The sequence below is a fragment of the Paracoccus indicus genome, from assembly GCF_003056335.1.
Classification (GTDB): Bacteria; Pseudomonadota; Alphaproteobacteria; order Rhodobacterales; family Rhodobacteraceae; genus Paracoccus; species Paracoccus indicus.
On the sequence record NZ_PYWA01000007.1, the window covers coordinates 51,878 to 77,525 of the forward strand.

At 61.0% G+C, this 25,648-nt stretch carries 18 protein-coding genes and 1 pseudogene; 10 read left to right on the plus strand and 9 right to left on the minus strand.

Annotated features, from left to right (window positions below; translation table 11 throughout):
- The first annotated feature begins 129 nt into the window (after nt 1-129).
- From DDE75_RS12610 to DDE75_RS12620, 3 genes are read left to right on the plus strand one after another with little or no spacing between them, the layout of a single operon-like run.
- A complete protein-coding gene (locus DDE75_RS12610) occupies nt 130-1,707 on the plus strand; it encodes a flavin monoamine oxidase family protein (RefSeq protein ID WP_108502754.1) in 1,578 nt (525 codons plus the stop codon).
- 4 nt (nt 1,708-1,711) lie between these two features.
- Nucleotides 1,712-2,161, plus strand: coding sequence for a c-type cytochrome (locus DDE75_RS12615; RefSeq protein WP_162799029.1), 450 nt, complete (start codon nt 1,712-1,714; stop codon nt 2,159-2,161).
- Nucleotides 2,158-2,649, plus strand: coding sequence for a RidA family protein (locus DDE75_RS12620; protein ID WP_108502756.1), 492 nt, complete (start codon nt 2,158-2,160; stop codon nt 2,647-2,649). Before DDE75_RS12615 ends, DDE75_RS12620 begins: the two co-directional genes overlap by 4 nt.
- A gap of 59 nt (nt 2,650-2,708) precedes the next feature.
- On the opposite strand, the gene DDE75_RS12625 is transcribed toward DDE75_RS12620, so the two are convergent.
- The 4 genes from DDE75_RS12625 to DDE75_RS12635 all read right to left on the minus strand — a co-directional run bounded on the left by DDE75_RS12625 (nt 2,709) and on the right by DDE75_RS12635 (nt 9,665).
- Nucleotides 2,709-4,214, minus strand: a complete 1,506-nt coding sequence (locus tag DDE75_RS12625) for a family 16 glycosylhydrolase (RefSeq protein ID WP_108502757.1) — start codon at nt 4,212-4,214, stop codon at nt 2,709-2,711.
- 559 nt (nt 4,215-4,773) lie between these two features.
- Nucleotides 4,774-5,745: a substrate-binding periplasmic protein gene (locus DDE75_RS12630; protein WP_162799030.1), complete on the minus strand. Its 972-nt coding sequence runs from the start codon at nt 5,743-5,745 to the stop codon at nt 4,774-4,776.
- Nucleotides 5,742-7,625 (minus strand): hypothetical protein, encoded by a 1,884-nt coding sequence (locus DDE75_RS17320; protein WP_162799031.1) that lies wholly within the window; start codon nt 7,623-7,625, stop codon nt 5,742-5,744. Before DDE75_RS17320 ends, DDE75_RS12630 begins: the two co-directional genes overlap by 4 nt.
- 243 nt (nt 7,626-7,868) lie before the next feature.
- A complete protein-coding gene (locus tag DDE75_RS12635; RefSeq protein WP_108502759.1) occupies nt 7,869-9,665 on the minus strand; it encodes a peroxidase family protein in 1,797 nt (598 codons plus the stop codon).
- 333 nt (nt 9,666-9,998) lie between these two features.
- On the opposite strand from DDE75_RS12635, the pseudogene DDE75_RS12640 reads away from it, so the two are divergent.
- A pseudogene (locus DDE75_RS12640) lies at nt 9,999-10,737 on the plus strand (IS5 family transposase).
- A gap of 147 nt (nt 10,738-10,884) precedes the next feature.
- Here DDE75_RS12640 and DDE75_RS12645 read toward each other — a convergent pair.
- Nucleotides 10,885-11,622 carry an McrC family protein gene (locus tag DDE75_RS12645; protein ID WP_108502760.1) on the minus strand — a complete coding sequence of 246 codons (738 nt, stop codon included), beginning with the start codon at nt 11,620-11,622 and terminating at the stop codon, nt 10,885-10,887.
- Between the two features lie 844 nt (nt 11,623-12,466).
- Between DDE75_RS12645 and DDE75_RS12650 the strand changes: the two genes are divergently transcribed.
- From DDE75_RS12650 to DDE75_RS12680, 6 genes are read left to right on the plus strand one after another with little or no spacing between them, the layout of a single operon-like run.
- Entirely contained in the window at nt 12,467-12,679 is a 213-nt protein-coding gene (locus DDE75_RS12650) for a helix-turn-helix domain-containing protein (protein WP_101754046.1), read from the plus strand.
- Nucleotides 12,676-14,808 carry a type I restriction-modification system subunit M gene (locus DDE75_RS12655; RefSeq protein ID WP_245894737.1) on the plus strand — a complete coding sequence of 711 codons (2,133 nt, stop codon included), beginning with the start codon at nt 12,676-12,678 and terminating at the stop codon, nt 14,806-14,808. Before DDE75_RS12650 ends, DDE75_RS12655 begins: the two co-directional genes overlap by 4 nt.
- 2 nt (nt 14,809-14,810) lie before the next feature.
- Nucleotides 14,811-16,607, plus strand: a complete 1,797-nt coding sequence (locus DDE75_RS12660; RefSeq protein ID WP_108502762.1) for a GmrSD restriction endonuclease domain-containing protein — start codon at nt 14,811-14,813, stop codon at nt 16,605-16,607.
- A 40-nt stretch (nt 16,608-16,647) separates the two neighbouring features.
- Nucleotides 16,648-17,679, plus strand: a complete 1,032-nt coding sequence (locus DDE75_RS12665; protein WP_108502763.1) for a phosphoribosyltransferase-like protein — start codon at nt 16,648-16,650, stop codon at nt 17,677-17,679.
- Entirely contained in the window at nt 17,679-19,829 is a 2,151-nt protein-coding gene (locus DDE75_RS17515) for an NADAR domain-containing protein (RefSeq protein WP_211659349.1), read from the plus strand. Before DDE75_RS12665 ends, DDE75_RS17515 begins: the two co-directional genes overlap by 1 nt.
- Nucleotides 19,816-22,791 (plus strand): type I restriction endonuclease subunit R, encoded by a 2,976-nt coding sequence (locus DDE75_RS12680; RefSeq protein WP_108502764.1) that lies wholly within the window; start codon nt 19,816-19,818, stop codon nt 22,789-22,791. Before DDE75_RS17515 ends, DDE75_RS12680 begins: the two co-directional genes overlap by 14 nt.
- Nucleotides 22,792-23,255: 464 nt before the next feature.
- Here the strand turns inward: DDE75_RS12680 and DDE75_RS12695 are convergent, their stop codons facing one another.
- The 4 genes from DDE75_RS12695 to DDE75_RS12710 form a co-directional block, all read right to left on the minus strand.
- Complete coding sequence (locus DDE75_RS12695; RefSeq protein WP_108502905.1) at nt 23,256-23,513, minus strand: hypothetical protein; 258 nt, start codon at nt 23,511-23,513, stop codon at nt 23,256-23,258.
- Nucleotides 23,510-24,184, minus strand: coding sequence for a YcbK family protein (locus DDE75_RS12700; RefSeq protein ID WP_108502767.1), 675 nt, complete (start codon nt 24,182-24,184; stop codon nt 23,510-23,512). Before DDE75_RS12700 ends, DDE75_RS12695 begins: the two co-directional genes overlap by 4 nt.
- Nucleotides 24,185-24,257: 73 nt before the next feature.
- A complete protein-coding gene (locus DDE75_RS12705) occupies nt 24,258-24,545 on the minus strand; it encodes a DUF6127 family protein (RefSeq protein WP_026198502.1) in 288 nt (95 codons plus the stop codon).
- A gap of 19 nt (nt 24,546-24,564) precedes the next feature.
- Nucleotides 24,565-25,641: a DUF2793 domain-containing protein gene (locus tag DDE75_RS12710; protein WP_108502768.1), complete on the minus strand. Its 1,077-nt coding sequence runs from the start codon at nt 25,639-25,641 to the stop codon at nt 24,565-24,567.
- Between the last annotated feature and the right edge of the window lie 7 nt (nt 25,642-25,648).

Genomic DNA, 25,648 nt, shown 5'->3' on the forward strand with positions numbered 1-25,648 from the left:
TTCAACCTGTGGTCGAGGATGAACTCCGACATCCAAGACACCGCAATCGTCATGCCCGCGGATTGTCCGCCCCCCTTGGAAAGGTGCGACCGCCGATCCCCAAGGCATGAACAACAAGGGAGAAGCCATATGACCCAATTCACAAGGCGCAGCTTGCTGGGCATGATCGGGACTGCCGCGGGCAGTTCCGCGATGTATTACGCCATGGCATCGATGGGCCACGCGGCGGCATCCAACTATACCGGTCCCATCAAGCTGGACGGCGATCCCAAGGGGGCGAAGGTGCTGATCCTGGGCGCGGGACTGGCCGGCATGACGGCGGCGCTCGAGATGCGGTCAGCGGGCTATCAGGTCGAGGTTCTGGAGTATCGCGAAAAGGCCGGTGGCCGCTGCTGGACGCTGCGATCCGGCGATGAATACACCGAACTGGGCGGGGCCAAACAGACGGTGGATTTCGCCGAAGGCAACTATCTGAACCCCGGACCGTGGCGCCTGCCCCATCATCATTACGCCGTCATGGACTATTGCAAGCGCCTGAAGGTCCCGTTGGAGCCTTTCATCCAGACCAATTACAACGCCTATGTCCACAACGGCGACGCATTCGAGGGCAAGCCGCAGCGGATGGGCAAGATCAGGACCGACCAGCGCGGCCATATCGCCGAACTGCTGGCCAAGGCGGTCGATCAGGGCAAGCTGGACGAGATGGTCACCGAAGACGACCGCGAGATGCTGATCGAAAGCCTGCGCAGCTTCGGCGTGCTGGACGAAGACAACGCCTATGTCAAAAGCCTGCGAACCAGCGGCTATCGCGGCTTCGAAAAGCAGCCGGGCGGTGGCGTGGATGCGGCGCCCGTGGCGTCGGACCTCTACGATCCTGCCCGGGTCATCCAGTCGCAACTGTGGCGGTCGCTGTCGCAGCATGAAACGCTGGAGCATTGGGCGCCGATGTTCCAGCCGGTCGGTGGCATGGACGGCATCGCCAAGGGGTTCGAACGCGAGGTGGGCGACCTGATCACCTATAACGCCAAGGTCGTGTCCCTGCAGCAGGACGACAACGGCGTCACCGTGACGTGGGAGGATACCGCAGGTGGCGGCACCAAGACCAGCACCGCCGATTACTGCGTCTGCACGATCCCCTTCTCGATCCTGGGGCAGATCGACCACAACCTGTCGTCGGGCCTGTCGAATGTCATCGGTTCGATGTTCTACAACGGATCGACCAAGGTCGGGCTGGAGTTCAAGCGCCGCTTCTGGGAAGAGGACGAACAGATCTATGGCGGCATCAGCTATACCGACCAAGCGATCACCCAGATCAGCTATCCCTCGACGGGGTATCAGTCGGATGGGCCTGCGGTGCTGCTGGGATGCTATACGTGGCGCGGGGCCGACACCTACAAGTTCAACGCCATGCAACCCGCCGAACGCATCGAATGGGCCCTGCGGCAGGGCGAGAAGCTGCACCCGCAGTATCGCGACGAATTCAAGGCGGGCGTGGCCGTGTCATGGCACAAGGTGCCGTGGGTTCTGGGCTGTTCGGGCGTGTGGAACGACCGCGACGCCCAAGGCTATGACGAGGCGGTCAAGATCGACAACCGCGTGGTCTGCGCGGGCGAACACCTGTCGTATCTGCCCGCCTGGCAGGAAGGCGCGATCCTGTCCTCGCTGGACGCGATCACGCGTCTGCATGACAAAGTCATCAACGGGTGAAGCCATGAAAACGATCCTGATCACGATTGCCGCCGCGATGTCGCTGTCAGCGACCGCAGCCCAAGCGCAATCCCCCGAAATGTCGCCCCATGCCGCGGATGCCACCTTCGGCGCCGAGGGCTATACCTCGACCGACGGCGAGGTTCTCTACCAGACGCTTTGTGCGGGCTGTCACATGCCCGACGGGTCGGGTGCGGTGGGCGCGGGCGAATATCCCGCCTTGCAGGGGAACGCCAACCTTGAATTCTCGGCCTATGCCGTCACGCTGATCGTGAACGGCCAGGCCGCGATGCCCGCCTTCGGGACGTTTCTGAACGACGAACAGGTGGTCGCGCTGGTAACCTATCTGCAGACGAACCTGGGCAACGACTTCGAACCCGACGCGACCGCCGAGGCCGTCGCCAACGCACGACCCGAGACCCCGAAAGACACCACGAAAGCAGAGCACGAATGACACATACCCTGACCGCCATCGCCACCGCCGCCCTTGTCATGGGCGCATCCGCCGCCACCGCCGACGTCACACGCCATCCGATCCCGGGTTCGGACTTCCCGATCCTGCAGGCGGTCGAGATCCCGGCCGATGCGACATTGGTCTATCTGAGCGGCACCGTCCCCCAGGTGATCGACACCGAGGCCGAGGACGGATCGCCCGAACAGTTCGGCGACACCGCCGCACAGACCGAAAGCACCCTTGCCGCCATCGAATCCAAGCTGACCGCGCTGGATCTGACGATGGGCGATGTCGTCAAGATGCAGGCCTATCTGGTTGCCCCGGAAGGTGGCGACGGCATGGACTTCGGTGGCTTCATGGAAGGCTATACCCAGTATTTCGGCACCGAGGAACAACCCAACCTGCCCACCCGTTCGGTCTTCGAAGTGGCCGGTCTGGCAAACCCCGCCTGGCTGGTCGAGATCGAGGTCGTCGCCGTCCGCCCCTGACCCCAGGCGACATGACGAAAGCCCGCCCCCGTATCAAAGGGGCGGGCCTTCTTCATGGCTCAGAAGACGAAATCATCCGCCGACAGTGTTGCGACGTCGCGCAGCAGCACCTCGAAGTCGGCCTTGGCATCCCCGTCGACGTCCGCCTGCAACAGCAGATCGTCACCATCACCCACGGTCCAGACCGAATGGGCCGCCTTGGATGACCCGGTGAAGTTCAACTTCTGCAGGCCAGATTGGTTGTCATCGGCATCGATCCCGGACAGATCCAGCTTATCGGTGCCCGACGCGAAGTCATGGACGACATCATGTCCGTTTCCGACCCGGCTTTCCTTGACGGATTCAAAGACGAAAGTGTCGCGGTCCTGATCCTGCCCACCGAAGATCGCATCGGTGCCCCGACCGCCGATCAGCCTGTCGCTGCCCGTTCCGCCGATCAGAACATCCTGCCCGCCCCGGCCATCGACGATGTCATCTCCGGCCATGCCCGCAAGAACGTTCCTGCCGGCACTTCCGCTCAGTCGATTGTCCAGATCGTTGCCGATGCCGTCGATATGCAGCTTGCCCTGCAGCGACAACGCCTCGACGTTGTCCGTCAGGGTCCAGTCGACAGTGGAAATGACAAGGTCATCGCCCTCGTCCGCATTCTCGATCGTCTGGTCGCCCGCGTCATCGACCACATAGACGTCGTTCCCCCGCATCCCATGCATTCGGTCGCCATCCGAAGCGCTGACAAGCGTATCGTCATCATCATCGCCGATGATGGTCGCATCGGGGGGCAAGACATCCTCGGGCGTATCGACAAGCGGATCGGTCTGGGGCTCATAGGTGCTGCCGTATTCGCCTGCCCGGATCTCGGCGTCCCAAACCGTCGCCACCAAGGGTCTGCCGGGATCGATCCATTTTCCCGTCCACCCCTCCATCGAGGCAGGCGCCACCCAGAGATCGACATAGCTGTTCATCGGCGCAAGGTTCCAGGTGCCGCCCGGCATGTCCTCTGCCTTGAAATCGCCCACCACCTTGCCGTCGATGTAAAAGACAGCACCGTTATCCGATACCGAGACCTCGTAGGTGTGAACGGCTTCGGCCGCGTCGAAGCCAAGGTCGACGATCGTCTTGACCGCCTTGTTGTCGGCCAAGGTCACATGCTTGCCGTTGGCATCGATCATGTGGATGTTCAGTTCGACCCGGGTCGTATCATCTCCGACGAACTCGAAGTCGAACTCGGTCCAGGGCGCATTCTTCCAGTCGCTCTTGTAGGTGAACATCCCGAAGACGGCGCCCGCGACCATCTGGGGCGCCTGCGCGGTCCAGCTCCAGGTGCCCGTCGTGGTCGCGGTCGTGTTCTGGATCTCTCCGCCCTGCCAGGGCCGCGACGATCCCTCCGGCGCGCGATTCAGGACCAATTGCACCTCACCGTCCGATGCCACCCGCACGTTGTCCGGCGACCAGTTCATGATCGTGGTCTGCCCTGCCCCCCAATCGGAAACCAGCCACCCGTCATCGGGCCTTGGTTGGCCAAGGGTATAGATGGCAAGGCCTTGGTCGTCTTCCGTGTGGTTCATGCCGTTCACCCCTTGAATCAATTGCGTGTCATAGCGTCGGAGATTTCACGCGCAGATCGGCAACCATACCCGTGTGGATGACATTAACCGCCTAATACGCATTATCTCCATTTTAATATGAGCATACATTTTTAACTGATTTACCAAGGCTTCCCGCTCACCCGCCGCTTTACCGGCAAGGCCATAGTTAAGGCAATATATTAATTAATTGCTAATATTTGGAACGTGATTGTAGATAAATGTGCTTACAAATATATTATAATATGATCAATCATTGGGCAGTGCCCCGGATTGGCTGATGCATTGGCTGGATAAGGACTGGCAGTATGTCCATCTCTGCTACGCTGCCGAAAGATCTCGGCCGTGCCGTGAACTGCGAAGTGAAGGACGCAGGGCAAACAGCTTACGACCAATAGGCTGGAAGGATTCGTCTTCGGCAAATGCCCCGGCCCCAAGGTCATGCAGCCTGCGCCCAAACCGCCATTGCGTGAACGGATTTCCCGAAGTGGGATACCGGAAATGAAGACCAGCCTATGGTCAGGTTTCCAGCAACAGGCCGTCAGTTGTCGCGCAGGCCGGGAACGCTGTTGATCCGGAACAACAGGTTGAGCGCTGTCGATGGGCTGGCGCCGCCGAAGTGGCTGCTGAATCGTTGTTCGGCGGTTCCGTCCGAAAAAAGCTCGTAGAGCGCTGCGAAGAAGCGTGGGCGAAATCCTGAAGTGTTGTCCGAGACAAGCAGCGCATATGGCTCGTAGCTGAGGACCGAGCGTGGCGGTTCGATCCTTGCGCAATTCGTCCCGCTCTCGGCCAGGTGAGAGCGGTAGAATTCGATGATGTCCAGATCGCCGAAATAATAGTCGATCTCGCCCCGGCACAGCGCGGCCACTGCCTCGGCATGGCCCTCGGCGGTCCAGATGCACAGGGCGTCCTTGTCGTCGACCGCAGCGACCCGCCTTATGACGGTCTCCGACGTGGTGCCCCGGACGTGCCCGGCAATCAGAAACTGCGGATCACCTTCGCCATCCGTGCCGGGTGGCGGGCAATGGTCGGCAAGGCCGCGATCCTCGGGGCCGCGCGCTTTCCTGTCCTTGAGGGTGATGAAGCTGCCATTGGCCACGAACACCACCGGTGAGAACGCCAATACCTCGCTGCCCTGTCGCGCAAGATTGTCCAGTCGCTTCAGCGAAAGGGTGGTGGGATCGCACAGCAGATCAAGCGTCCAGGGTCCTTGCGTGTCATCCTGGTCCACCGGGGTGACGTCGATCCGACCTTCCAGGATCTGCATGCGCTGACCTGCGGTCACGGGGCGTTCGGTGAAGGTGTAACCGGCGCGGGTGACAGCTTCTCGGCACAGATCGACGAGGTAGCCGCGAAACTTTCCGGTGAAAGGATCGAGCCGGGCGAAGGGGCCGGCATCGACGCGGACACCGATCGTCACCGTCTGCGCCTGCACGCTGCCGACCGCTGCCAGAAAAAGCCCGGCCATCAATACGCATGCGGCCATCAGGCTGGCGCGCCCTGACACAATCATGGGACCGCCGTCGGACTGCCGACGCCTTTCCTGTAGACCTCGGGAAACTCGTCGCGAAGAAATCCCACGGCGTAGATCGCGGCGACGGCACCGGTCAGCAGGGCCGGCAGGGCCGTATCGACGACCAGACGCCAGGTCGGTGTTCGTCCGCATCCGGATGGACGGTCGGCCAGCGTGCCAAGACAGCCCCAGCCGACCTGCGCGGCAAGTCCGACCAAGGCGATCGCCGAAAGCAGCAGCGCCAGCGCCGCTACGAACCACCAGTGCCAGACGATCAGCCGACCCGCCCGCCACGCATCGATGATCAGGGCCGCCGTGACTGCCACCGCACTTCCCTGCAAAGCAAACATCAGTTCCTGAACAACGGCAAAATCGATGACCTGCCACAAACGCTCTCGCACGGTTTCAAGCCCCACCGCGCTGATCACGACATAGAGGTGATAGCCGATCCGAAAGAAGAAGGCGACGAACAGCGCGATCAGGCCGCAGACCACCAGCTGGGGGACAAAACGGGACCGCTTTGCACCCTGCATGAAGGGGTTTTCCCAGACAGGAGGAACGCTGACGTATCGGGATTGCTGGAAGGTCAGCGTGAAGAACAGCGCAGGGACATAGGTCACCGCGGTCGACAGCGTGATCGCAAGCGCATGCTTGGCCAGCCCGATCGTCCGCCATCCGGGTTCGAACCCATCCGCAAGGAAGACCCAGCCATAGATCAGGCTGCCCACGACCGCCATCAACAGGATCGCAAGCGTCAGACGAAAGAAGAGCGCCGAGGCGATATTGTCGATGTTCGCTTGTTCCATCAGGCCCGAGACGGATGCCAGATACCGCCTTGCGACTTCCAGACGTTCATCGCCCTCGGCCTCATCCGCGCCCTGGCTTGCGATCTGCAGCGCCTGATGTTCCTCGTAGAGCACGACCAGCAGGCAGAGGTCCTCGACCGTATCCTCGGTGGCGGCGATCAGCCTCGTCCAATCGGGCCGGACGCGGGCGTCGTCGATGCCCGTGGTCGCATTGCCCTCTTCGGCTGCATAGCCCGAGATCCGGTCGAGTTCCGCCACCAGCGCGGCGACGCGGGCGCGCACATCGGCCTCGACGAAATGGTACCTGGTGCTGATCGGCAAATAGGGGGCAAAGACCGCCTGCTCCAGGATCCAGCGCCGGAGGATGATGATCTTGGTCGCATCCGATGTGAAACGCTCGGCATTCTCGACGTTGCGGTCGCAGGCGGCGGAATAGGCCCTGATCCGGTCCCAATCGGATTTCTGAAGTCCCTGCCCCGAGGGTTCGGAGGTCAAAAGCGGCTTGTGGCGCAATGCCAGCGCGACCGTCACAAGATGGGTGGGAATGCCCGATAGCTGATGCGCCGTCGCGCGCACGAATTGTTCCAGGCGCAGCAGACCCGGAACGTTCGGCGCCAGTCCGACCACTGCAAGACCAACCGCAAGAGGAATGGCCGCGCTGTAGCCGGTGGCCGGGTCGACGCCCTCAAGATCCTTGACTGCGCCCCCCTCGTCGAAGGCGACACCAGCGACGTAATCAGGCGCGGGCAGCACACCCGCGCCCACCGACTGACCGAGGCTGGAAAGACCGGGAACAAGTTCGGCAAACTGCTGCAGGCCGGGTACGGTCAGGAATGCCACGACCGCCAGATAGACGAGGGTCAGGATCACCGAGTAGAACAGGAATGCCTGCCGGTAGACGTCGCTCTTGCGCAGGTCGGAAGGGCGCAGCTTGTCCAACAGGCGGTAGAATTCCTTGGACTGGTCATAGGTCGAGCGGTTGAACTGATTGATGGCATGCAGCCACACCGAGACCGCCCCGAAGAACAGCGCCACGAGGAAACCCTCGGCCCCCTGAACGGCTTCGGGGGTCATCGACGCGTTCCTGACGTCGATCCGTGCACCGCGTCACCCGCAGGTCTGCACGGCAGGATTGCACGGGACGTTCTGCGCCGAAGCGGCATTCCCATGTGGCTGGAACATCCCCAAGGCTGCGACGGCAAATGCGGCGACGAAGATCAAGCATTTCATTCTTCCACCCTCCGATTTCATGATGTCGTTTCGGTGCGATATGGGACAAGCGCCGGGGCCCGACCATGCCGGGCCTCGGCGGTCGTATCAGTCGAGCAGGCCCGTGAACCGCAGCATCGCCTTCAGGCTGTCGATCGGTTGCGACGGCTGGAAACGCGCGGGCGACCAGCGGTTGCCGTCGATCGTGGCGTGCCAATATGACGTGCTGTCGCGCATGACCAGGCCTGCAAGCGTGTTGGCGACCAGATGGCTGCCCAAGGCGCCCAGATGATGCCCGCCGGTCAATTCCGCCTCGCGCAGCACATAGAACCAAAGCGGCGTGGCCGTATCCAGACCTGCGGCCTGCATGAAGTCGCGCCCCTCGCGGACCTGTTCGGGCGACAGGATCGGGATCGGGCGATACAATCCCGTCCGGTTGATCGCCTCCGCCAGGGATTGGGCCGACGGAAGGTTCAACCTGTAGCCACGCCGCAGATTGCGCTGCGCAAGCTTCTTCATCACCGCTGGTTCGGCGGGTTCGTTCAGCAGGTCGTTCAGAGGCTCCGCCAGATGCGTGTCGATCTTGCGCGAGGAACGGTTGCGCGTTTCGGCATGGACCATCCGATCCCATTCGATGACCCAGTTCCCGGGCAGCGAGGATTTGGGATCGGCCGTCAGCGGCGACGGCATGCGGCCATTGCCGGTGAATTCGAACAGCTGCCGGAAGGTCGCGAAGGGCAGGATCTGGTTGCTTCCCTCGACGGCGGTGCCGAAGAAGCGATTGTGGTCGTAACCGCCTCGCACCATCGAATGCCCAAAGCGGAAGGCCGCGATCGAGAATTCGAGCGGCATCGGCATCTGCGCGGGATCGGCCGAAGGATGGGCGTCGTGGAAATCCGCATAAAGCGGCGCGCCCTTCGCCAGCACCTCGTCTGCAACGTCACCGGCACAGATCGCCGGCAGATACTCGTTGAGGACCAGCCACTGATAGTGGAACTGCGTCAGTCGGCGGGCATCCTCAAAGCTGTCGGTGACATCGGCCAGCTTGTTGTGCAGCCGCAGGAACGCGACATGCAGTTGCGCCACCAGCAGATTTTCGTCATTGCGACCGTCCCCCAGGATGGCACGGGTCCGGATCGGGCCGCTGTCGTCGACAAAATTCGCCCGCAAGGCAGGGTTCAGGGCCTCAAGCTCTGCCTGGGTGATTTCGCCACGATCCAGCAGAAACCCAAGACGCAACAGATCGGCCGCGGGATCGGCGGGCAGAGGCGGACGCCCGTCGCCCGAATCCGCGACGGTCCCCAACCGCATCTTGTTGGTCAAGGTCGGATGGCGCATGAGGCCAGCCAGCTTGGTCGCAAAGGGCCCCTGCCCCGGCTTGTCGCCATAGAGACTGTCCAATCCCAACGACCCGTCGCGCAGATTGCTGATCCCCGCCTCGACATTGTCGCGAGGCACCGGTTCGAACTCGCCCGAGATGACCGACAACCCCTCGATCTCGCGATCCGTATTGGCGGTGATGTCGTGATCGATGAACTGCCCGAAATACGTCAGGATGGGCGGCAAGGCGCTTTCGGAATCGCCCGGCGCCTCCGTGGCCATGCTGTCGGCCAAGGCATCAAGCGCCGACAGCGTCTGAGGATCGACCGGAATGCCCGAGGCATCGCGGAACATGTAGCGAAACGCGCCATTCGTGGCGGCCGACCCATCGCCCCACCCCCGCGATCGGCTTACCGTTCGGGAAGCATCGCCACCCTCGACGACCGCGTCGATCGGGATGACCCCGGCCTTGTCCAAAGACTTCTTGCCGTCACCGACCGACCTCGAAGACCGTATCCCCTGACCTGCGTCCTGATCCGGCATGTCCTGAATGACATGCATTCCGTGAGTGAGAGAGAAAAGCATAAGTTACTCCTTAACGAGGCTGATGACGACAAAACCAAGATCTTTTCGTTATTGCTCCGAGCCTTCCGATATATTAGCGCACCACCACGGCAATAAAATTCCATTCGGATATACGCAGCGGGAATCGTTGAAGATTTATACTATATCATATTAGTTAATTTTATAAAGTATAATATAAACCAGCATAGTATCGCATACCATGTCGCCAGATTCCCGATTCAAAGCACAGGATTTGTGGACAAATGGAATTCACGGCGGGGAATGGATGTGATTCAAACTGGTATCTGCGAAGGAGACCGGCTTGGCACGACACCTATGTTGGACGATTAGTGGATACTCTTTGAACATTTCATTCGCACTGTCCGCGCTCCGAATGGACGCAAACCAACCAATCACCGCCTCGTTCCCGATGGAATTTTCTGGATTGCTTTAGCCGGCTCTACATGGCTCGATCTACCGGACAAATTTGGCAAGTAGTCCAGTGTTTACAGGCAGTTCCGGCGCTGGACACTGGCAGACCGTTGGGAGCAAATCATGGATGCCCTGAACGAGAGTAGGGTTGCGTCAGATGTCCTGCAAATGGTTGATAGCACCGTGATCCGACCGCAACATTTGGCGCGGGGGCAAAGGGGAACTTCGCGCTAGGATTTCGGGCGCTCAAAAGATAGTTCTCGACCAAATCCACCTCCGCGTCAATACGGCCGGCTTGCCGATGAGAATCGAAATCACATCAGGCCGGTCATCCGATTATAAGGGCTTCGATCTGGTCATGACCGTCAAATTACCGGTGCCGAGCGTGATGCTCGCGGACCAAGGCTATGATGCTGAAAAATTCGTAAAAAGGGTGGAGGTGTGGTGTGAGCTGACCCAAGGTCCGATGCGGGGATCACGCAAGATGCGTGTCGGTGTAGACCACGCGATTTATGCACTGCGCAACCTTGTCGAACGGTGCTTCAACAAGCCGAAGAACGCCCGACGTGTTACCACCCGTTACGACAACACTGCCGAAAGCTTTCTTGAATTCGTAGACATCACATCGATCCGTATCTGCATTTACCATTTGTCAACATGACCTAGTTCAGCGAATTTGGCGGAGGGAATGGGACTGACCTCCAACTTTCTCTGGCTCGATGGCAGGTTCGAAAGCGTGCTTAGGTGAAGTGTGGGCCATTTATGTGGAATGCAGAAACACTTCTTCGCTGCGAGGAGCAGCCTTGGATCAATCGCCACGCTGCAGGCAATCGAGGACCAATTGTCGTAGACCTTCCGTGTGGCTCCGCAGTGGTCCGGCAATATCTTGTGTCGCCACGATCAGCATTTCCTTTGCGCCTTTCATCCCGATTGAATATCGCCGCCGGATCGGATCGGGCGGCAAGTCGCCATGATGGGGGTACAGCAGCACGACGTTTGGGCAGGCGTAGAGCCTGCCATAAGCCATCAGCTGGTAGACGTCTGCTTGGCTCACACCTTGCTTCGGATCGTCGATCTTCGGCATTATGCGCTTCCACTTGGTGTCGATGATCAGAATGATCTTCTCGCCATGCCGGAGGATGAGGTCCGGCCTTGTGCGGAAGCGCCCGGTCTCGCCTTCGTAAAGACAATCCCGATGGCCGCCTTGCGACGACACGCGAAAGCCCGTGCCGGCCAGAGCACGTGACAGCATCCGCTCGACGTATGCTTCGAACAAGACGTTCATCTCGAAGAGCAGCGCGTGACCGTCAATGGTCCCCGCGCTCGTCTGTTGGTGCCGGTCAGATAAAAAGAGGCGCGCGAGAGACAGGAGATCCCGCCAACGACGATTGGTGCGGTCTAGGACGACCTGGTCCCGGCAGAGTGCGTTCGGATGGACGTCGGCTACGTCGGCGTACACGAAGCCCAGTTCGCGCAGTACGCGCTGGTTATCCGGTGCACCGGACAGGCGCGACTGAACCGCGCCGGGTTTGCCGGAGCGGTTCACACCGCCCTTCGCGTCGTCGCTGGTTTAGTGTCGATCCCTTACTTTCCATGCAGACTGCATTTCGGCAGGATTTGCCGGTGTAGGTTGCGATCATCCCTATCGAGGGGCCGCTCCGCCATATCTCGGAGGTATACTAAGCGGATGCGGTTCGACCAGAGATCCTTAGTCCTAGAAGGCCCTCATATCCAACGCCAAAGAATAGCTAGAAAAGATCGCATATTTTCAGTTCATTGCGAGCTGACCACCGTTCCGACGCAGTCATAAGCTTTAGAGAAATGCGGTCGCTAGAGAACAAAGTGAAGCCTACCTGTGCCGGGACATGTGAAAATGTCTCGTCCTATAACCCCTGAATATAACGAAAAAATCCGGCGGGAGCCGGACTTGGAGACAGGTTAGTTTATGGTATTTGGCGGAGGGAGTGTAACAAATACCGAACTCTCTCCCGTGTCGATGGCTTCGGCACGGGATCGCCGCAAAAATCTGCGCATCAACGACCGTCAGACACTCGGCCTTTAGCCTGAAGAGACGCTCCGCCCGCCCGTACCATCAACCGTTACCAACTGGCGCACGGCCACCAGATGGCTCGATTGAGTGCTCCGCGGCGGCATGCTTCTCTGCCACCATCAGGTCATCCCGCCAGCGCGAGGGAATCTTCCCAGCACCTCGTTGAAGTGTCGGTCGAGAGAGACCACGCGGCCCCCGCTCGGACCATGCCGTCCGACAAAGCAGTTCTTCACACCTCTGATGGGCGCGCTAGCAGTATGGCCCGCGATCAGCCGCGGCCAGCATTGGACTGGCTTGCCCCAGCTTACCCTGATATGGTCAAGAAAAAGAGGGCGATATGATGGCGGATGCGGCTGACCAAGCCATGACCGTACGAGATGTGGCTGGCTACCTGAACGTCGACGAAAAGACGGTTTATCGGCTCGCCAAGCGCGGCGATCTGCCGGGTTTCAAAGTGGCCGGCGCATGGCGCTTCAAGAGGTCAGACCTCGATGGCTGGATCGATCTGCAGAAAAAAGCTGCGAAAAAAGAAAGTTTGAGGGGGCCCGAGTGAGCGATCTGAACATCAGCAATTTTATCTGGAACATCGCTGATGATGTTCTGCGCGATGTCTATGTTCGCGGCAAATACCGGGACGTCATCCTGCCGATGACCGTCATTCGTCGGCTCGACGCCGTGCTTGAACCGACCAAGGACGCTGTCTTGGCTATGAAGGCGCAGCTGGATAAGGCAGGAGTCGCCAACCAGCACGCGGCTCTTTGCCAGGCGTCGGGCGAAGCCTTCTACAACACATCGCAGTTCCGGCTTCGCGACCTCACGTCTCGCGCGCGCCGCCAGCAGCTGAAGTCAGACTTCGAGGCCTACCTCGACGGCTTCTCCCCGAACGTTCAGGAAGTGCTCGACAAGTTCAAGTTCCGCAATCAGATCCCAACGCTTGTCGAAGCCGACGCGCTCGGGTTCCTGATCGAAAAGTTCCTCGACCCATCAGTTAATCTCAGCCCTAAGCCCGTGCTGCACCAAGACGGAAGTGTGCGCCTGCCCGGGCTCGACAACCACTCAATGGGCACAATCTTCGAGGAGCTTATCAGGCGGTTTAACGAAGAGAACAACGAGGAGGCCGGAGAGCACTTCACGCCTCGCGACGTGGTCGAGCTCATGGCGTACCTGATCTTCATGCCGATCGCGGATGAAATTCAGTCAGGCACCTATCTCGTCTACGATGGTGCCTGCGGCACGGGAGGCATGCTGACGGTCGCGGAAGAGACGCTGATCAAGTTGGCGACCGACCACGGGAAAGAGGTGTCGGTCCACCTATACGGGCAGGAGGTCAATCCCGAGACATTCGCCATCAGCAAGGCGGACCTCATCCTAAAAGGTGAAGGGGCCGAAGCCGAGAACATGAAGTATGGCTCGACGCTCTCCAGCGATGCATTCCCATCGAGTGAGTTCGATTTCATGCTTTCGAACCCTCCTTACGGCAAGAGCTGGAAATCCGATCTCGACCGACTCGGCGGCAAGAAGGACATCACCGACCCCCGCTTTGTGATCGAGCACGATGGCGATCCCGAGTACAGCCTGATCACGCGCTCCAGCGATGGCCAGATGGTGTTTCTAGCCAACATGCTGAGCAAGATGAAGAAGGCCACCAAGGTCGGGAGCCGGATCGCCGAGGTCCACAATGGCTCATCTCTGTTCACAGGCGATGCGGGATCGGGGGAGAGCAATGTGCGGCGTTGGGTCATCGAGAATGATTGGCTTGAGGCCATCATCGCGCTGCCGCTGAACATCTTCTACAACACCGGGATCGCGACTTACATTTGGGTGCTCAGCAATCGCAAGGCAGAGTCCCGCAAGGGCAAGGTCCAGCTGATTGATGCGACGGCGTGGTTCAAACCTCTGCGGAAAAACCTCGGCAAGAAGAATTGCATTCTCGGGCCAGATGACATCAAGCGCATCTGCGACAGCTTCCTCAACAGCGAGGAAAGCGAGCAGTCGAAGATCTTCCCCAATGAGGCGTTCGGTTACTGGAAGGTGACGGTCGAGCGGCCCTTGCGCTTGAAGGTCGAACTATCCGCGAGCGCGCAGCGTCGCTTAGCGAAGAGGTGCGCGGAGGCTGCTGAAGAGCCCCTCATTGGCGTTGTGGAAGCGGTGGCTGAGCGGCTTGGCGAAGGCCCCCATCTCGATTTCAACCGCTTCCTTGAAGAAGCCGAAGCTGTGGCGGGCAAGCGCGGCGTCCGTATGACAGCCAAGCGCCAGAAGCTCCTGATGGCTGGGTTGGGCATCAAGGATCCCGGGTCGGAACCGGTCATCAAGAAGGTGTCCAAGATCAAGCCGGGCGCCGATGCTGAATCTGATGTGCTCTACGGCAACTATCATCTGACTGTCGGTGGCAAACCAGCGATCGTCGAATTCGAGCCGGACACGGAGTTGAGGGACACCGAACAGGTGCCGTTTTTGGAAGACGGCGGTATCGAGGCGTTCTTCCGTCGCGAGGTTCTGCCTCATGCGGCCGACGCCTGGATCGATCCCTCCAAGACGGTCATCGGCTATGAAATCTCCTTCACGCGGCACTTCTACAAGCCGCAGCCGCTGCGGACGCTCCAAGAGATCGAGGCCGACATCCGGGCTCTTGAGCAGGAAACCGAAGGCCTGCTTGAAGACGTGCTAACGGGAGGCCGCTGAGCATGGCCACCCAACGGTACTCAGTCACCCCCCATCCGATCGAAACCCTGCTTACCTGGGTGAAGTCCGGCGAGATCGCGATACCGGAAATCCAGCGCCCCTTCGTTTGGGATGCGACCAAGGTCCGCAACCTTCTGGACTCGCTCTATCAGGGCTATCCGGTCGGCTATCTGATCGCCTGGCGGAACCCGTCGGTCAGGCTGAAAGACGGTTCCACATCCTCGGGTAAGCGCATCTTGATCGACGGGCAACAGCGCGTCACCGCGCTCATGGCCGCGTTGCTCGGCCAGGAGGTGCTGACCAAGGATTACGAGACCGTACGCATTCGGATCGCGTTCCACCCGGTCGAGGAGCGCTTCGAGGTTTCGAACCCGGCCATCCAGAAGGACGCCTCGTGGATCCCTGATCTGGCAACGGTCTTCGCGCCTGATGCTAGCCTGACCAAGCTCACGCGCGAATATACAGCGCGCAATCCGGACGTTGATCAGGACCAGATTTCATTAGTGCTGGAGAAGGTCCGCAAGATCATCAACAATCAGGTCGGCATCATCGAGCTGGCCGAAGACCTCGACATCGAGACGGTCACTGAGATCTTCATCCGGGTGAATTCGGCCGGGGCATCGCTCAGCCAAGCGGATTTCGCCATGTCGAAAATCGCGGCGAACGACACCTATGGCGGCAACATGCTGCGCAAGGCGATCGACTATTTCTGCCACCTCGCCGTCGCGCCCGAATTCCTGCCTCGCATCGAGAAGGGCGACAAGGCATTCGCCGCTTCCGAGTTCCTGCCGAAGATGCGTTGGCTGAAGGACGTGAACGACGACCTCTACGACCCGTCCTACACCGACATGCTGCGCGTGGCGTTCACGTCGGAGTTCCGCAGGGGCAAGCTGCAGGATTTGGTCGCCCTGCTGTCAGGACGTAACTTCGAGACGAAGCAGTACGAGGAAGCGGTCGCCGAGGAGGCCTTCGACAAGCTGAAGGCCGGTGTCCTCAACTTCATCAATAAGACCCACTTTGACAGGCTCACGATGATCCTGCGCTCGGCCGGGTTCGTCACCTCCGGCCTGATCCGCAGCCAGAACGCCATCAACTTTGCGTACATCCTCTACCTTCGTGGCCGCGCCGAAGGCATGCCGGCCGCCGACATCGAGCGTCTCGTTCGGCGCTGGTACGTCATGTCGCTCCTGCGCGGGCGTTATTCGGGCAGTCCCGAAACGGCCTTCGATTTCGATATCCGTCAGATCGAGTCCCGTGGCCTGGCCTCATACACCGATGCGGTGATCGACGCGGAGCTGCCCGAAAGCTTCTGGAACACTCTGCTGCCGCAGGAGATGGACACATCGTCCGCCTCGAGCCCCTATTTCCTCGTCTATCGGGCAGCGCAGGTGAAGCTCGGCGACCTCGGGTTCCTGTCGCGGGACATCACCGTGCGTGACCTGCTGTTGAACCGGAGCGACGTGCATCACGTCTATCCGCGCAATCACCTCAAGGGCCAGGGGCTGACGCGCGGCCGCTACAACCAGATCGCCAACTTCGTCCTGGCCCAGAGCGAGATCAACATTGGCATCGGTGACCGCGACCCAAAGATTTACTTCAGCGAGTTGGCGGACCAGTGCAACGGCGGCGCCAAGAAGTATGGTGGCATCACGACGATTGAGGAGATGCGGGCCAATCTTCGGATGAGCTGCTTGCCGGAGTGCATGCTGGACGGAGAGATCCCGTCATTCGATGACTTCCTGGAACAGCGACGCAAGCTGATGGCGCAGAAGATCAAGACCTATTTTGAAGGGCTGTAAGGGGCACGATGAATGCATTGCATTGGTAGAGGAACGAGGAATGGCTGAACGGGACGAACTTCTCGCGTCGATCGCAGCGACAACAGCCGACTATCGTGAGGCCGATGGGGAGGCACCGACACCCGAGCGTATTGAGCGTTGGATTGGCCAGTTCGACGCCGCAGTTCGGCTGCCGATTCTGCGCGAGATGGACCACGTTCTGAAGCAGACATACTTTTCCCGCGCGAATACAAGAAAGTTCCTGGCAGGGCTGTTCAAGACCGAAAAACTGGTGGGAGAAGATCCGTGCGCGTTCTGGAGGAGCGTCAAGTTCCTCGATATTCAAGGCGGTGGTGCAAGTCAGAAGGAAATGTTGGCGCTCTTCAGCGTCCTCCTGGAAAAGAAGTGTGGTTTCAAGATTGAGGACTGTGGCGCTAATCCGGACACGTTCATTTATCTCGACGATGCGATATTCTCTGGAGGGCGCGTAAGCAGCGATCTCGCCGGCTGGATCGAGACGCATGCGCCGAAGAAAGCGACGATCCACGTTATCGTCATCGCCACGCACCAAAGCTCCTACTTCAATCGCAACCGAGTGGGACAGGCCATAAAGGCTTCCGGCAAATCAATTGATGTTCACTGGTGGCGGTCGGTCGAGCTTGAGGACCGCAAGGCGCACACCACAACATCTGATGTTCTGCGACCGGTCGCCATCCCGGACGATGAGGACGTGAAGGCGTATGTCGCGGCTATGCGCTTCCCACCCCATTTGCGTACTGCTGGTCATGTCGGCGGTAGCGGCATCTTCTCCAGCGATGCCGGTCGCCAGCTTCTGGAAACGGAATTCCTGAAGGCGGGCGTGCGGATCCGGCAGATGTGCCCGCACCTGAACCAATATCAGCGACCGCTGGGGAACATGATCCTCGACACGCTGGGCTTCGGCTCGTTGATCGTCACCTTCCGTAACTGCCCGAACAATGCGCCCCTCGCGCTTTGGGCAGGTGATCCTTGGGTCCCCTTGTTCCCCCGCACTACGAACAGCGACACCTCAATGCGCAGGTTCATGGCCATGCTGGCGCAGGAAGACTTCTAATGTCCCAGCCCAGCCAAGTTCGCACATATGTCCCCACCGAAAGCGCTGTCTTCCTGAAGACGAACGAGCGCTTTGGCGGGCTGTCGAACATGGCGCCTGGCTTTCCGCTTGTCGTGAATGGTGTCCGGATCCGGACGTCGGAAGCGCTCTACCAGTCCTGCCGCTTCCCCCACATGCCGGAGGTGCAGCGCATGATCATCGGAGAACGGAGCCCGATGACCGCGAAGATGCGCAGCAAACCCTATCATCGGGCGTCCCGACCGGATTGGGATGGCGTGCGGGTCAAGATCATGCGCTGGTGCCTTCGCGTGAAGCTGGCCCAGAACTGGGCCACCTTCGGGCGGCTCCTCCTATCCACCGGCGATCGGCCCATCGTCGAGAAAAAGGTGCGCCGCAAGGATTTCTGGGGCGCCACCGAACAGCCAGACGGCACGCTGGTCGGCATGAACGTGCTCGGGCGGCTGTTGATGGAGTTGCGCGAGCAGTTGAAGGGCGACGAGGCGGAGAGCCTGCGGTTCATCGAGCCGCTGGCGATCTCCGACTTCCTGCTGTTCGGCCAGCCCATTGAGGCGGTCCAGGCCGCGCCCAATGCCGAGATCCCCGGCTGGACCCCTCGGCGGCCATCCCAGACTGATGCCATCCAGCCGCAGCCCAGCGACCCCCAGCCCTCCTTATTTGAGCAGCCAATGATTACTGATACGCAGCCCATAGCAGCTACTGCCCAGAATGAACCGGGGAAGAGCACGCAGCCCCTGAAGCCCTACGAAGATCGTCGCGCGGCAGGCCTGCCTTGGCTTTCCGAAATCCCAGCTCACTGGCAGGTCCGGCGCAGCAAATATGTTCTTAGGGAGGTGGACAAGCGATCCGAGACTGGTGAGGAAACCCAGCTTTCAATGAGCCAGGTTCACGGTCTGGTCGAGAGCGCGAAGATCGACACTTGGCGGCTGCGGTCCGAAAGTTACGCGGGTGGGAAGCTGTGCGAACCTGGCGACCTCGTATTGAACCGGCTCAAGGCCCACTTGGGGGTCTTCGCGCATGCCTCAATCCCCGGCGTGATCAGCCCGGACTATACTGTGTTCCGGCCGGTTGACGACATCGAGGTCCGATACTTCGAGCATCTCTACAAGACGCCCTCCTACAAGGCCGAGCTTCGCAAGCGGACGAAGGGCATCGTTGAGGGGTTCTGGCGCCTTTATTCGGACGACTTCTACGACGTGCGTGTCGTAGTGCCCCCCAAGGATGAGCAGTCCAAGATACTTGCTTTCATTGATTCTTACGATCGAAGGGTGCGCCGCCTGATCCGCAACAAGCGGCGGCTGATCGGGCTGTTGAACGAGCAAAAGCAGGCGATCATCAACCGGGCCGTCACGCGGGGTCTGAACCCCAACGCACCGATGAAGCCCACCGGCATCGACTGGATGCCCGAGGTTCCGGCTCATTGGGAGGTAAAGCCGCTCAAGCATTGGCTCCGCGAACGCGCCAAGGCACTGAGCGACAAGACCTCGCCAGAGTACGAGTTCGATTATCTCGACATCAGCTGTGTCGGGACTGGGTTTCTGACCGCCAAGCCAGAACGCATGAAGTTCGAAGATGCCCCGTCCCGAGCGCGGCAGATCGTGCAGAAGGGCGACACGATCCTATCAACTGTCCGGACATACCTGAAGGCGGTGTACTTCATTGACGAGGAAAGGCCGGACCTAATCGCGTCTACAGGCTTCGCGGTACTGCGCCCCGTCGAGCGTGTCGAGCCACGATTGCTGGGCTATGTCCTGCAGAGCAGCACTTTCATCGAGCGTGTCATTCGTGCGTCAATCGGAGTCGCCTATCCGGCGATTTCAGAGGCGCGCCTCGGCACCCTTCATGTCGCGTTCGCCCCTGATTTGGTCGAGCAGAAAGCGATCCTCGATCACATCGCAGCTGAGACGGCCGCCTTCGACAAGGCAATCGAGAAGGCTCAGAACGAGATCACGCTGATCCGGGAATACCGCGAACGCCTGATTGCCGATGTCGTTACTGGCAAGCTGGACGTACGCCATATCGAGATTGCGGCGCCTGTGGACGAACCGATCTCAGATGACGATGACGCGCTGGAGGAGGATCTGGAGGGCGACGACGCCGAGGTGATGGAGGGGGCAGATGCCGACAACTGACACGAGCGAAAGAGGTCTCGAAACCCTTATCGTCCGCTCGCTGATCGACGAGGCCGGTTACGTCGCTGGCGCATCGACGGATTTCGATCGGGACCACGCCCTAGACCTGGCCAAGCTGTTCGCCTTCCTGAACGCCACGCAGCCCGATGCTGTCGAAGCCCTCGGCATCGGTGAAGACGGGCCGAAGCGGCTGCAGTTCCTTCACCGGCTGCAAGGCGAGATCGCCAAGCGCGGTGTCATCGACGTGCTGCGCAACGGCGTGAAGCACGGCCCCGGATCGGTTGAGCTGTTTTTCGGCACGCCGACGCCCGGCAACGCCAAGGCCGAGGAGCTGTTCGCCGCCAATATCTTCAGCGTCACCCGCCAGCTGCACTATTCCAAGGATGCGACCAAGCTGTCGCTCGACGCAGCGCTGTTCATCAACGGCCTGCCCGTCGCCACCTTCGAGTTGAAGAACAGCCTGACCAAGCAGACGGTCGAGGGCGCGATCGAGCAGTACAAGCGCGACCGTGACCCGAAGGAGCTGCTGTTCCAGTTCGGCCGCTGCGTCGTCCATTTCGCCGTGGACGACCACGAAGTGCGGATGTGCAGTCACCTGAAGGGCAAGGCGTCCTGGTTCCTGCCCTTCAACAAGGGCTGGAATGACGGCGCGGGCAACCCGCCGAACCCGCATGGACTGAAAACCGACTATCTGTGGAAGCAGGTTCTTACGAAGCGCAACCTCACCGACATATTGGAAAACTATGCGCAGGTGGTCGAGGAAACGGACGAGCGCGGAAAGAAGAAGCCGCCGAAGCAGATTTTCCCGCGCTTTCACCAGCTCGACGTGGTGCGCAAGCTGCTGGCTGACGCCGAGGCTTCCGGCGCCGGGCGGCGGTACCTGATCCAGCACTCGGCAGGTTCGGGCAAGAGCAACTCGATTGCCTGGCTCGGCCACCAGCTGATCGGGCTGGAGACCGGCGGCAAGCCGACCTTCGACACCGTCATCGTTGTCACCGACAGGCGTAATCTCGACAAACAGATCCGCGACACGATCAAGCAGTTCGCGCAGGTGTCCTCCATCGTCGGCGCGGTCACGGAAGGCTCGCAGCAGCTGCGGACGTTCCTGCAGCAGGGCAAGAAGATCATCATCACCACGGTGCAGAAGTTCCCGTTCATCCTCGACGAGATCGGGGACGGGCATCGCGGGCGAACCTTCGCCATCATCATTGACGAGGCGCATTCCAGCCAGGGCGGCCGGACCTCGGCAAAGATGAACATCGCGCTTGCCGCGAACGGCGCCGAGGAGGAAGAGGAAACCGTCGAGGACACGATCAACCGGCTGATGGAAGCGCGGAAGGTCCTGCCGAACGCGAGCTATTTCGCCTTCACCGCCACGCCCAAGAACAAGACGCTGGAGATTTTCGGCACGGCGGTCCCCGAGGGTGGGAAAGTCAGGCACGTCCCCTTCCACAATTATTCGATGAAGCAGGCCATCGAAGAGGGCTTCATCCTCGACGTGCTCAAGCACTACACGCCAGTCGAGAGCTACTACCGGCTCATGAAGACGGTGGAGGACGACCCGCAGTTCGACGCCAAGCGGGCGCAAAAAAAGCTCAGGCGCTATGTCGAATCCCATGACCATGCCATCCGCAAGAAAGCTGAGATCATGGTCGACCACTTCCACGACCAGGTGATGGCTCACCGCAAGATCGGCGGCGCAGCGCGCTCGATGGTGGTGACCAGCGGAATTCACCGCGCAATCCAGTATTTTCACGCCTTCGGGGAGTATCTGAAGGAGCGCAAGAGCCCCTATCAGGCCATCGTCGCCTTCTCGGGCGAGCACGAATATGGCGGTCAGAAGGTGACCGAGGCGTCGCTCAACGGCTTTCCCAGCAACAAGATCGAGGAGTTGATCCAGAAGGACCCGTACCGGTTTCTCATCGTCGCCGACAAGTTCCAGACCGGCTATGACGAGCCGCTTCTGCACACGATGTACGTGGACAAAACGCTGTCCGGCATCAAGGCCGTGCAGACGTTGTCGCGCTTGAACCGGGCACATCCGCAGAAGCACGATACCTTCGTGCTGGATTTCATGAACGATGTGGACAGCATCAAGGCGTCGTTCGAGGACTATTACCGCACGACGATCCTGAGCGAGGAGACCGACCCGAACAAGCTGCACGACCTGAAAGCGCGGCTCGACGGCTACCAGGTCTATTCCTGGGAGCAGGTGGAGGACCTCGTGGCGCTTTATCTCAATGGCGCCGACCGCGACAAGCTCGACCCCATCCTCGACGCGTGCGTCGCGGTCTACAAAGCCGATCTCGATGAGGATGGGCAGGTCGACTTCAAGGGCAAGGCAAAGGCTTTCACGCGCACCTACGGATTCCTCGCGGCCATCCTGCCCTACACGAATGCGAAGTGGGAGAAGCTCTCGATTTTCCTGAACTTCCTGACGCCGAAACTGCCCGCTCCGGAGGAGCAGGACCTGTCGAAGGGCATTCTGGAGGCCATCGACATGGACAGCTACCGAGTCGAGGCGCAGGCGACGATGGCGATTGCGCTTCCCGATGCCGACGCGGAAATTGGACCTGTGCCGTTGGGCGGAGGCGGCCGTAAGCCTGAGCCGGAACTGGATCTGCTCAGCAACATCCTCAAGACGTTCAACGAGATGTTCGGCAACATCGACTGGAAGGACGCCGACAAGATCGGGAAGGTGATAGCTGAGGAGTTGCCCACGAAGGTCGCGGCCGACAAGGCCTATCAAAACGCGATGCAGAATTCGGACAAGCAGAACGCCCGCATCGAGCACGACAAGGCACTGGAGCGCGCGGTCATCGAGCTTCTGTCGGACCATACCGAGCTATTCAAACAGTTCAGCGACAATCCATCGTTCAAGAAATGGCTTTCGGAGACGATTTTCGCGGCGACCTATGCCGAGAAGGCGGCACCGACCGGTTCGGCCGCTACTCGCAGCTGAACCAGCGCATGGCAGTTTGGATCAGATGGTCATGATCCCCGCTAGTGGCCTCTTGGTAGAACGCGTCGATCTCCTTCTGCGAGAGGCCCGCATCTTTTGCAGCCTGCCGGCACAAGCCGAGGATCATGAAGGCATTGCTGTCGTGTCCAGTCAGCTGGACTGTTATGTTTGAGTACTTCGGGGGCATTGACCGGCTCCTCCAGCGCAGTAGGTACGACGCCTAGAACGCTCGTTTATCCATTATTATCAACAAGATATGGCGGCTTGACTCGCGCTTCTCCCACTGCCGTGTTTAAGGGCTTGGGCTGCGACAACTTCGCGCCTGATCCCGCAGGACGCTGTAGTCGGCGAGCGTCTCCGCGATCGCCGAACCCTCGGGCAGCAGGGCCAGCTCCTCTGCAGCGCGCGCCTGGAACTCCCTGCTGTACTCGACGACCGGCGGACACGCCCCTGGCCCGCTACGGTCAGAACCGACCGTCGCGCAGCCGCTCAGCCAGGTCGTCGCGAGAACGAGGACGGCGCGCCGCAGCCTCCAGCATTCGGCGTTGTACGTCATTGGTCTTCTCCGAGGTTTCGAGGCGTTCGGCGAGGCGTCCCGCTCGCTCCCCGGAGCGCCGAAGCGAAAGCAGGAACAGGAGCACTGCCAGCGCGATGGCTCCGTAGCGCAGCGCCGCCCGCATCCATGGGCTCGTGGCGATCCCGGTGAGGAGCCCGCCGATCACCGACGCCCCCGCTTCCAATCGTCGAGGCGGGCATAGATGGTGACCCCGATGCCGCCGAGCGCCACGGCGATGAACACCCAACGCAACGTGTCGAGATACGGCACCAGTGGCAGGATGGCGGTCTGGGTCTCGGTCAGGACGCTCTGCGCCACCTCCACGCCGGCAGCGCCCAGCGTGGCGACACCGGCCGCCCCGCCACCCTTCATGGTGCGGCTCTCCGCCAGCACTTCGCGCGCGGGCGGCGTTTCTTCGGCGAAGGCGGTCGGCCGGACCGGGAACCGCTCGCCCCACTGACGCGCGGGGCCGAGGTCGACATGGATGAACCCCGATCGCGGGTAGAACCCGAAGCCGAGGAACCCGACCTCCCGCGCCGCAGCCTCGAACGCCACCGGGTCGTGGTTTGCCATGGCGATGTCCAAGGCGGCGCCGTCGAGGTGCTTCGAGCGGGTGGCGCCGCCCACGGCGCGGTTGTGCTCGGGGCTGCGATAGGCGGAGCGGACGATCAGCGGCTTGCCCAGCCGGTCGCGCAGCGCCTGCAGCTTGTCGAGCGCCGCTTCGTTGATCAGCAGCTTGCCGGTGCCCCGGCAGGCGATTTCGGCCGGGCTGAAATTCGGCCAGCGCCAGGTGCCCTCGGGCACGTCGCGCCAGTGGCTGTGGAAGGTCTTCGTCATGGGGGCCTCCGAAAACGAGAAACCCGCCTCGAGGGCGGGTCATTGCGGGCTGATGAATGGGGATTGGGCGCGGCTACGGGCCGCTGCCGAAGATCTTGAGCTTGATGGCGATGCCTGCGAGCAGCGCCAGCATGACGCCGGTGGTGATCATGCGGACGGCGGTCTGCATCGCGGTGCGGCGCACCAGCCGAATGCAATCCACCAGGGAGCGCAGATCGCGGATGTCGAGCGCGGCCTCGTCGCCATCGAGGCCGACATCGGCGAGCGCGCGCTTCGCGCCTTCCTCGGCCGCGCGGGTAAGGATCGCCTCGAACTCGGCGTCGGGCATGCGCACGAAGCCTTCGGATCGGGGTGGTGTCATCGGGTCCTCCTTCCGGCGCTCAGCCGATCTTGCAGCCCCAGAGGGACGTGTGATCGGCGGCGAAGTAGCCGTCCGCAGCGCGGAAGACTCCTTGCAGTTCGACGGTGTCTCCGGCGGTGAGAGGTGCGATGGTCTGCAGCCAGAGTGCTGTCCACTCGGAGACATGCGCACCACTGATCTCGCCGAATGAGCCCCGAAGCACGGTTGTTCCGTTCAGCACCAGCCGCCCGCTCATGCGGGCCGCGGTGCTTGCGTTGACCTTGTACATGAGCGTCGCGCCGAAGAGGTAGGTGCCGTCGACTGGAGCCAAGAAGTGGTTGTTCGCGGCGTCGAAGGCACCCTGATCGTTGTAGTCGGTGTTGTTGAGGCCAATCTTCATCCAGGAGCCGACGCCCACATAGTTGTCATAGTTCGTGTACGCCTTGAAGCGGGGCAGCCGGGGCTGATCGACGATGCCGCTCGCGTTGTCGACGCTGAGCCCGTCGAAGAACGTGCTGCCGTCGGCGGAGACCGCGAGGCGGAAGCGGTCGGAGCCGAAGAGCCCCACCAGCGCCTTGGTCAAGAAGCCGGTCTGGAGCGTCAGGCCCAGATCGTCACCGGCGGCCTCCTTGTTCATGGTGTAGAAAAGATCGCCGGTGCCGCCCTCGGCCACGGTCTTCGCCGTCCAGAGCGCGGCGTTCAGCTTGGCCGAGAACGGGTTCGACGCATCCGCTGTCGTGCCCAGCCCGAGCAGCGCCATGTTCTGCAACGCCGCGGGCGTAGTCCCGACCCAGCCCGCGCCGTCGTAGACCAGCAGCAAGCCCTCGTCCTCGACCCACGCCCGCCAGCCGGTGCGCGGCGGCAGGCGCAGCCAGGCGCCATCGGTCCAGAGCGCGACGTTGAGGTCCCAGCCGGCCCAGTCGCCCGTCGCGCCCGAGCTGACGATGTAGCGGTCACCGTCAGCGGGGATGGCGGGCGGCGCTGTCAGATCCCGGTCGAGGACGGAAAGCTGGACGAGCCCGTCGAGGATCCGCAGCGCCTCGTTGTGGGTGACATGCTTCTGGGCCTGCGCCGCCAGGATGTAGGGCAGCAGCAGATGGGTCGTGGCGTCGGACATGGGATGG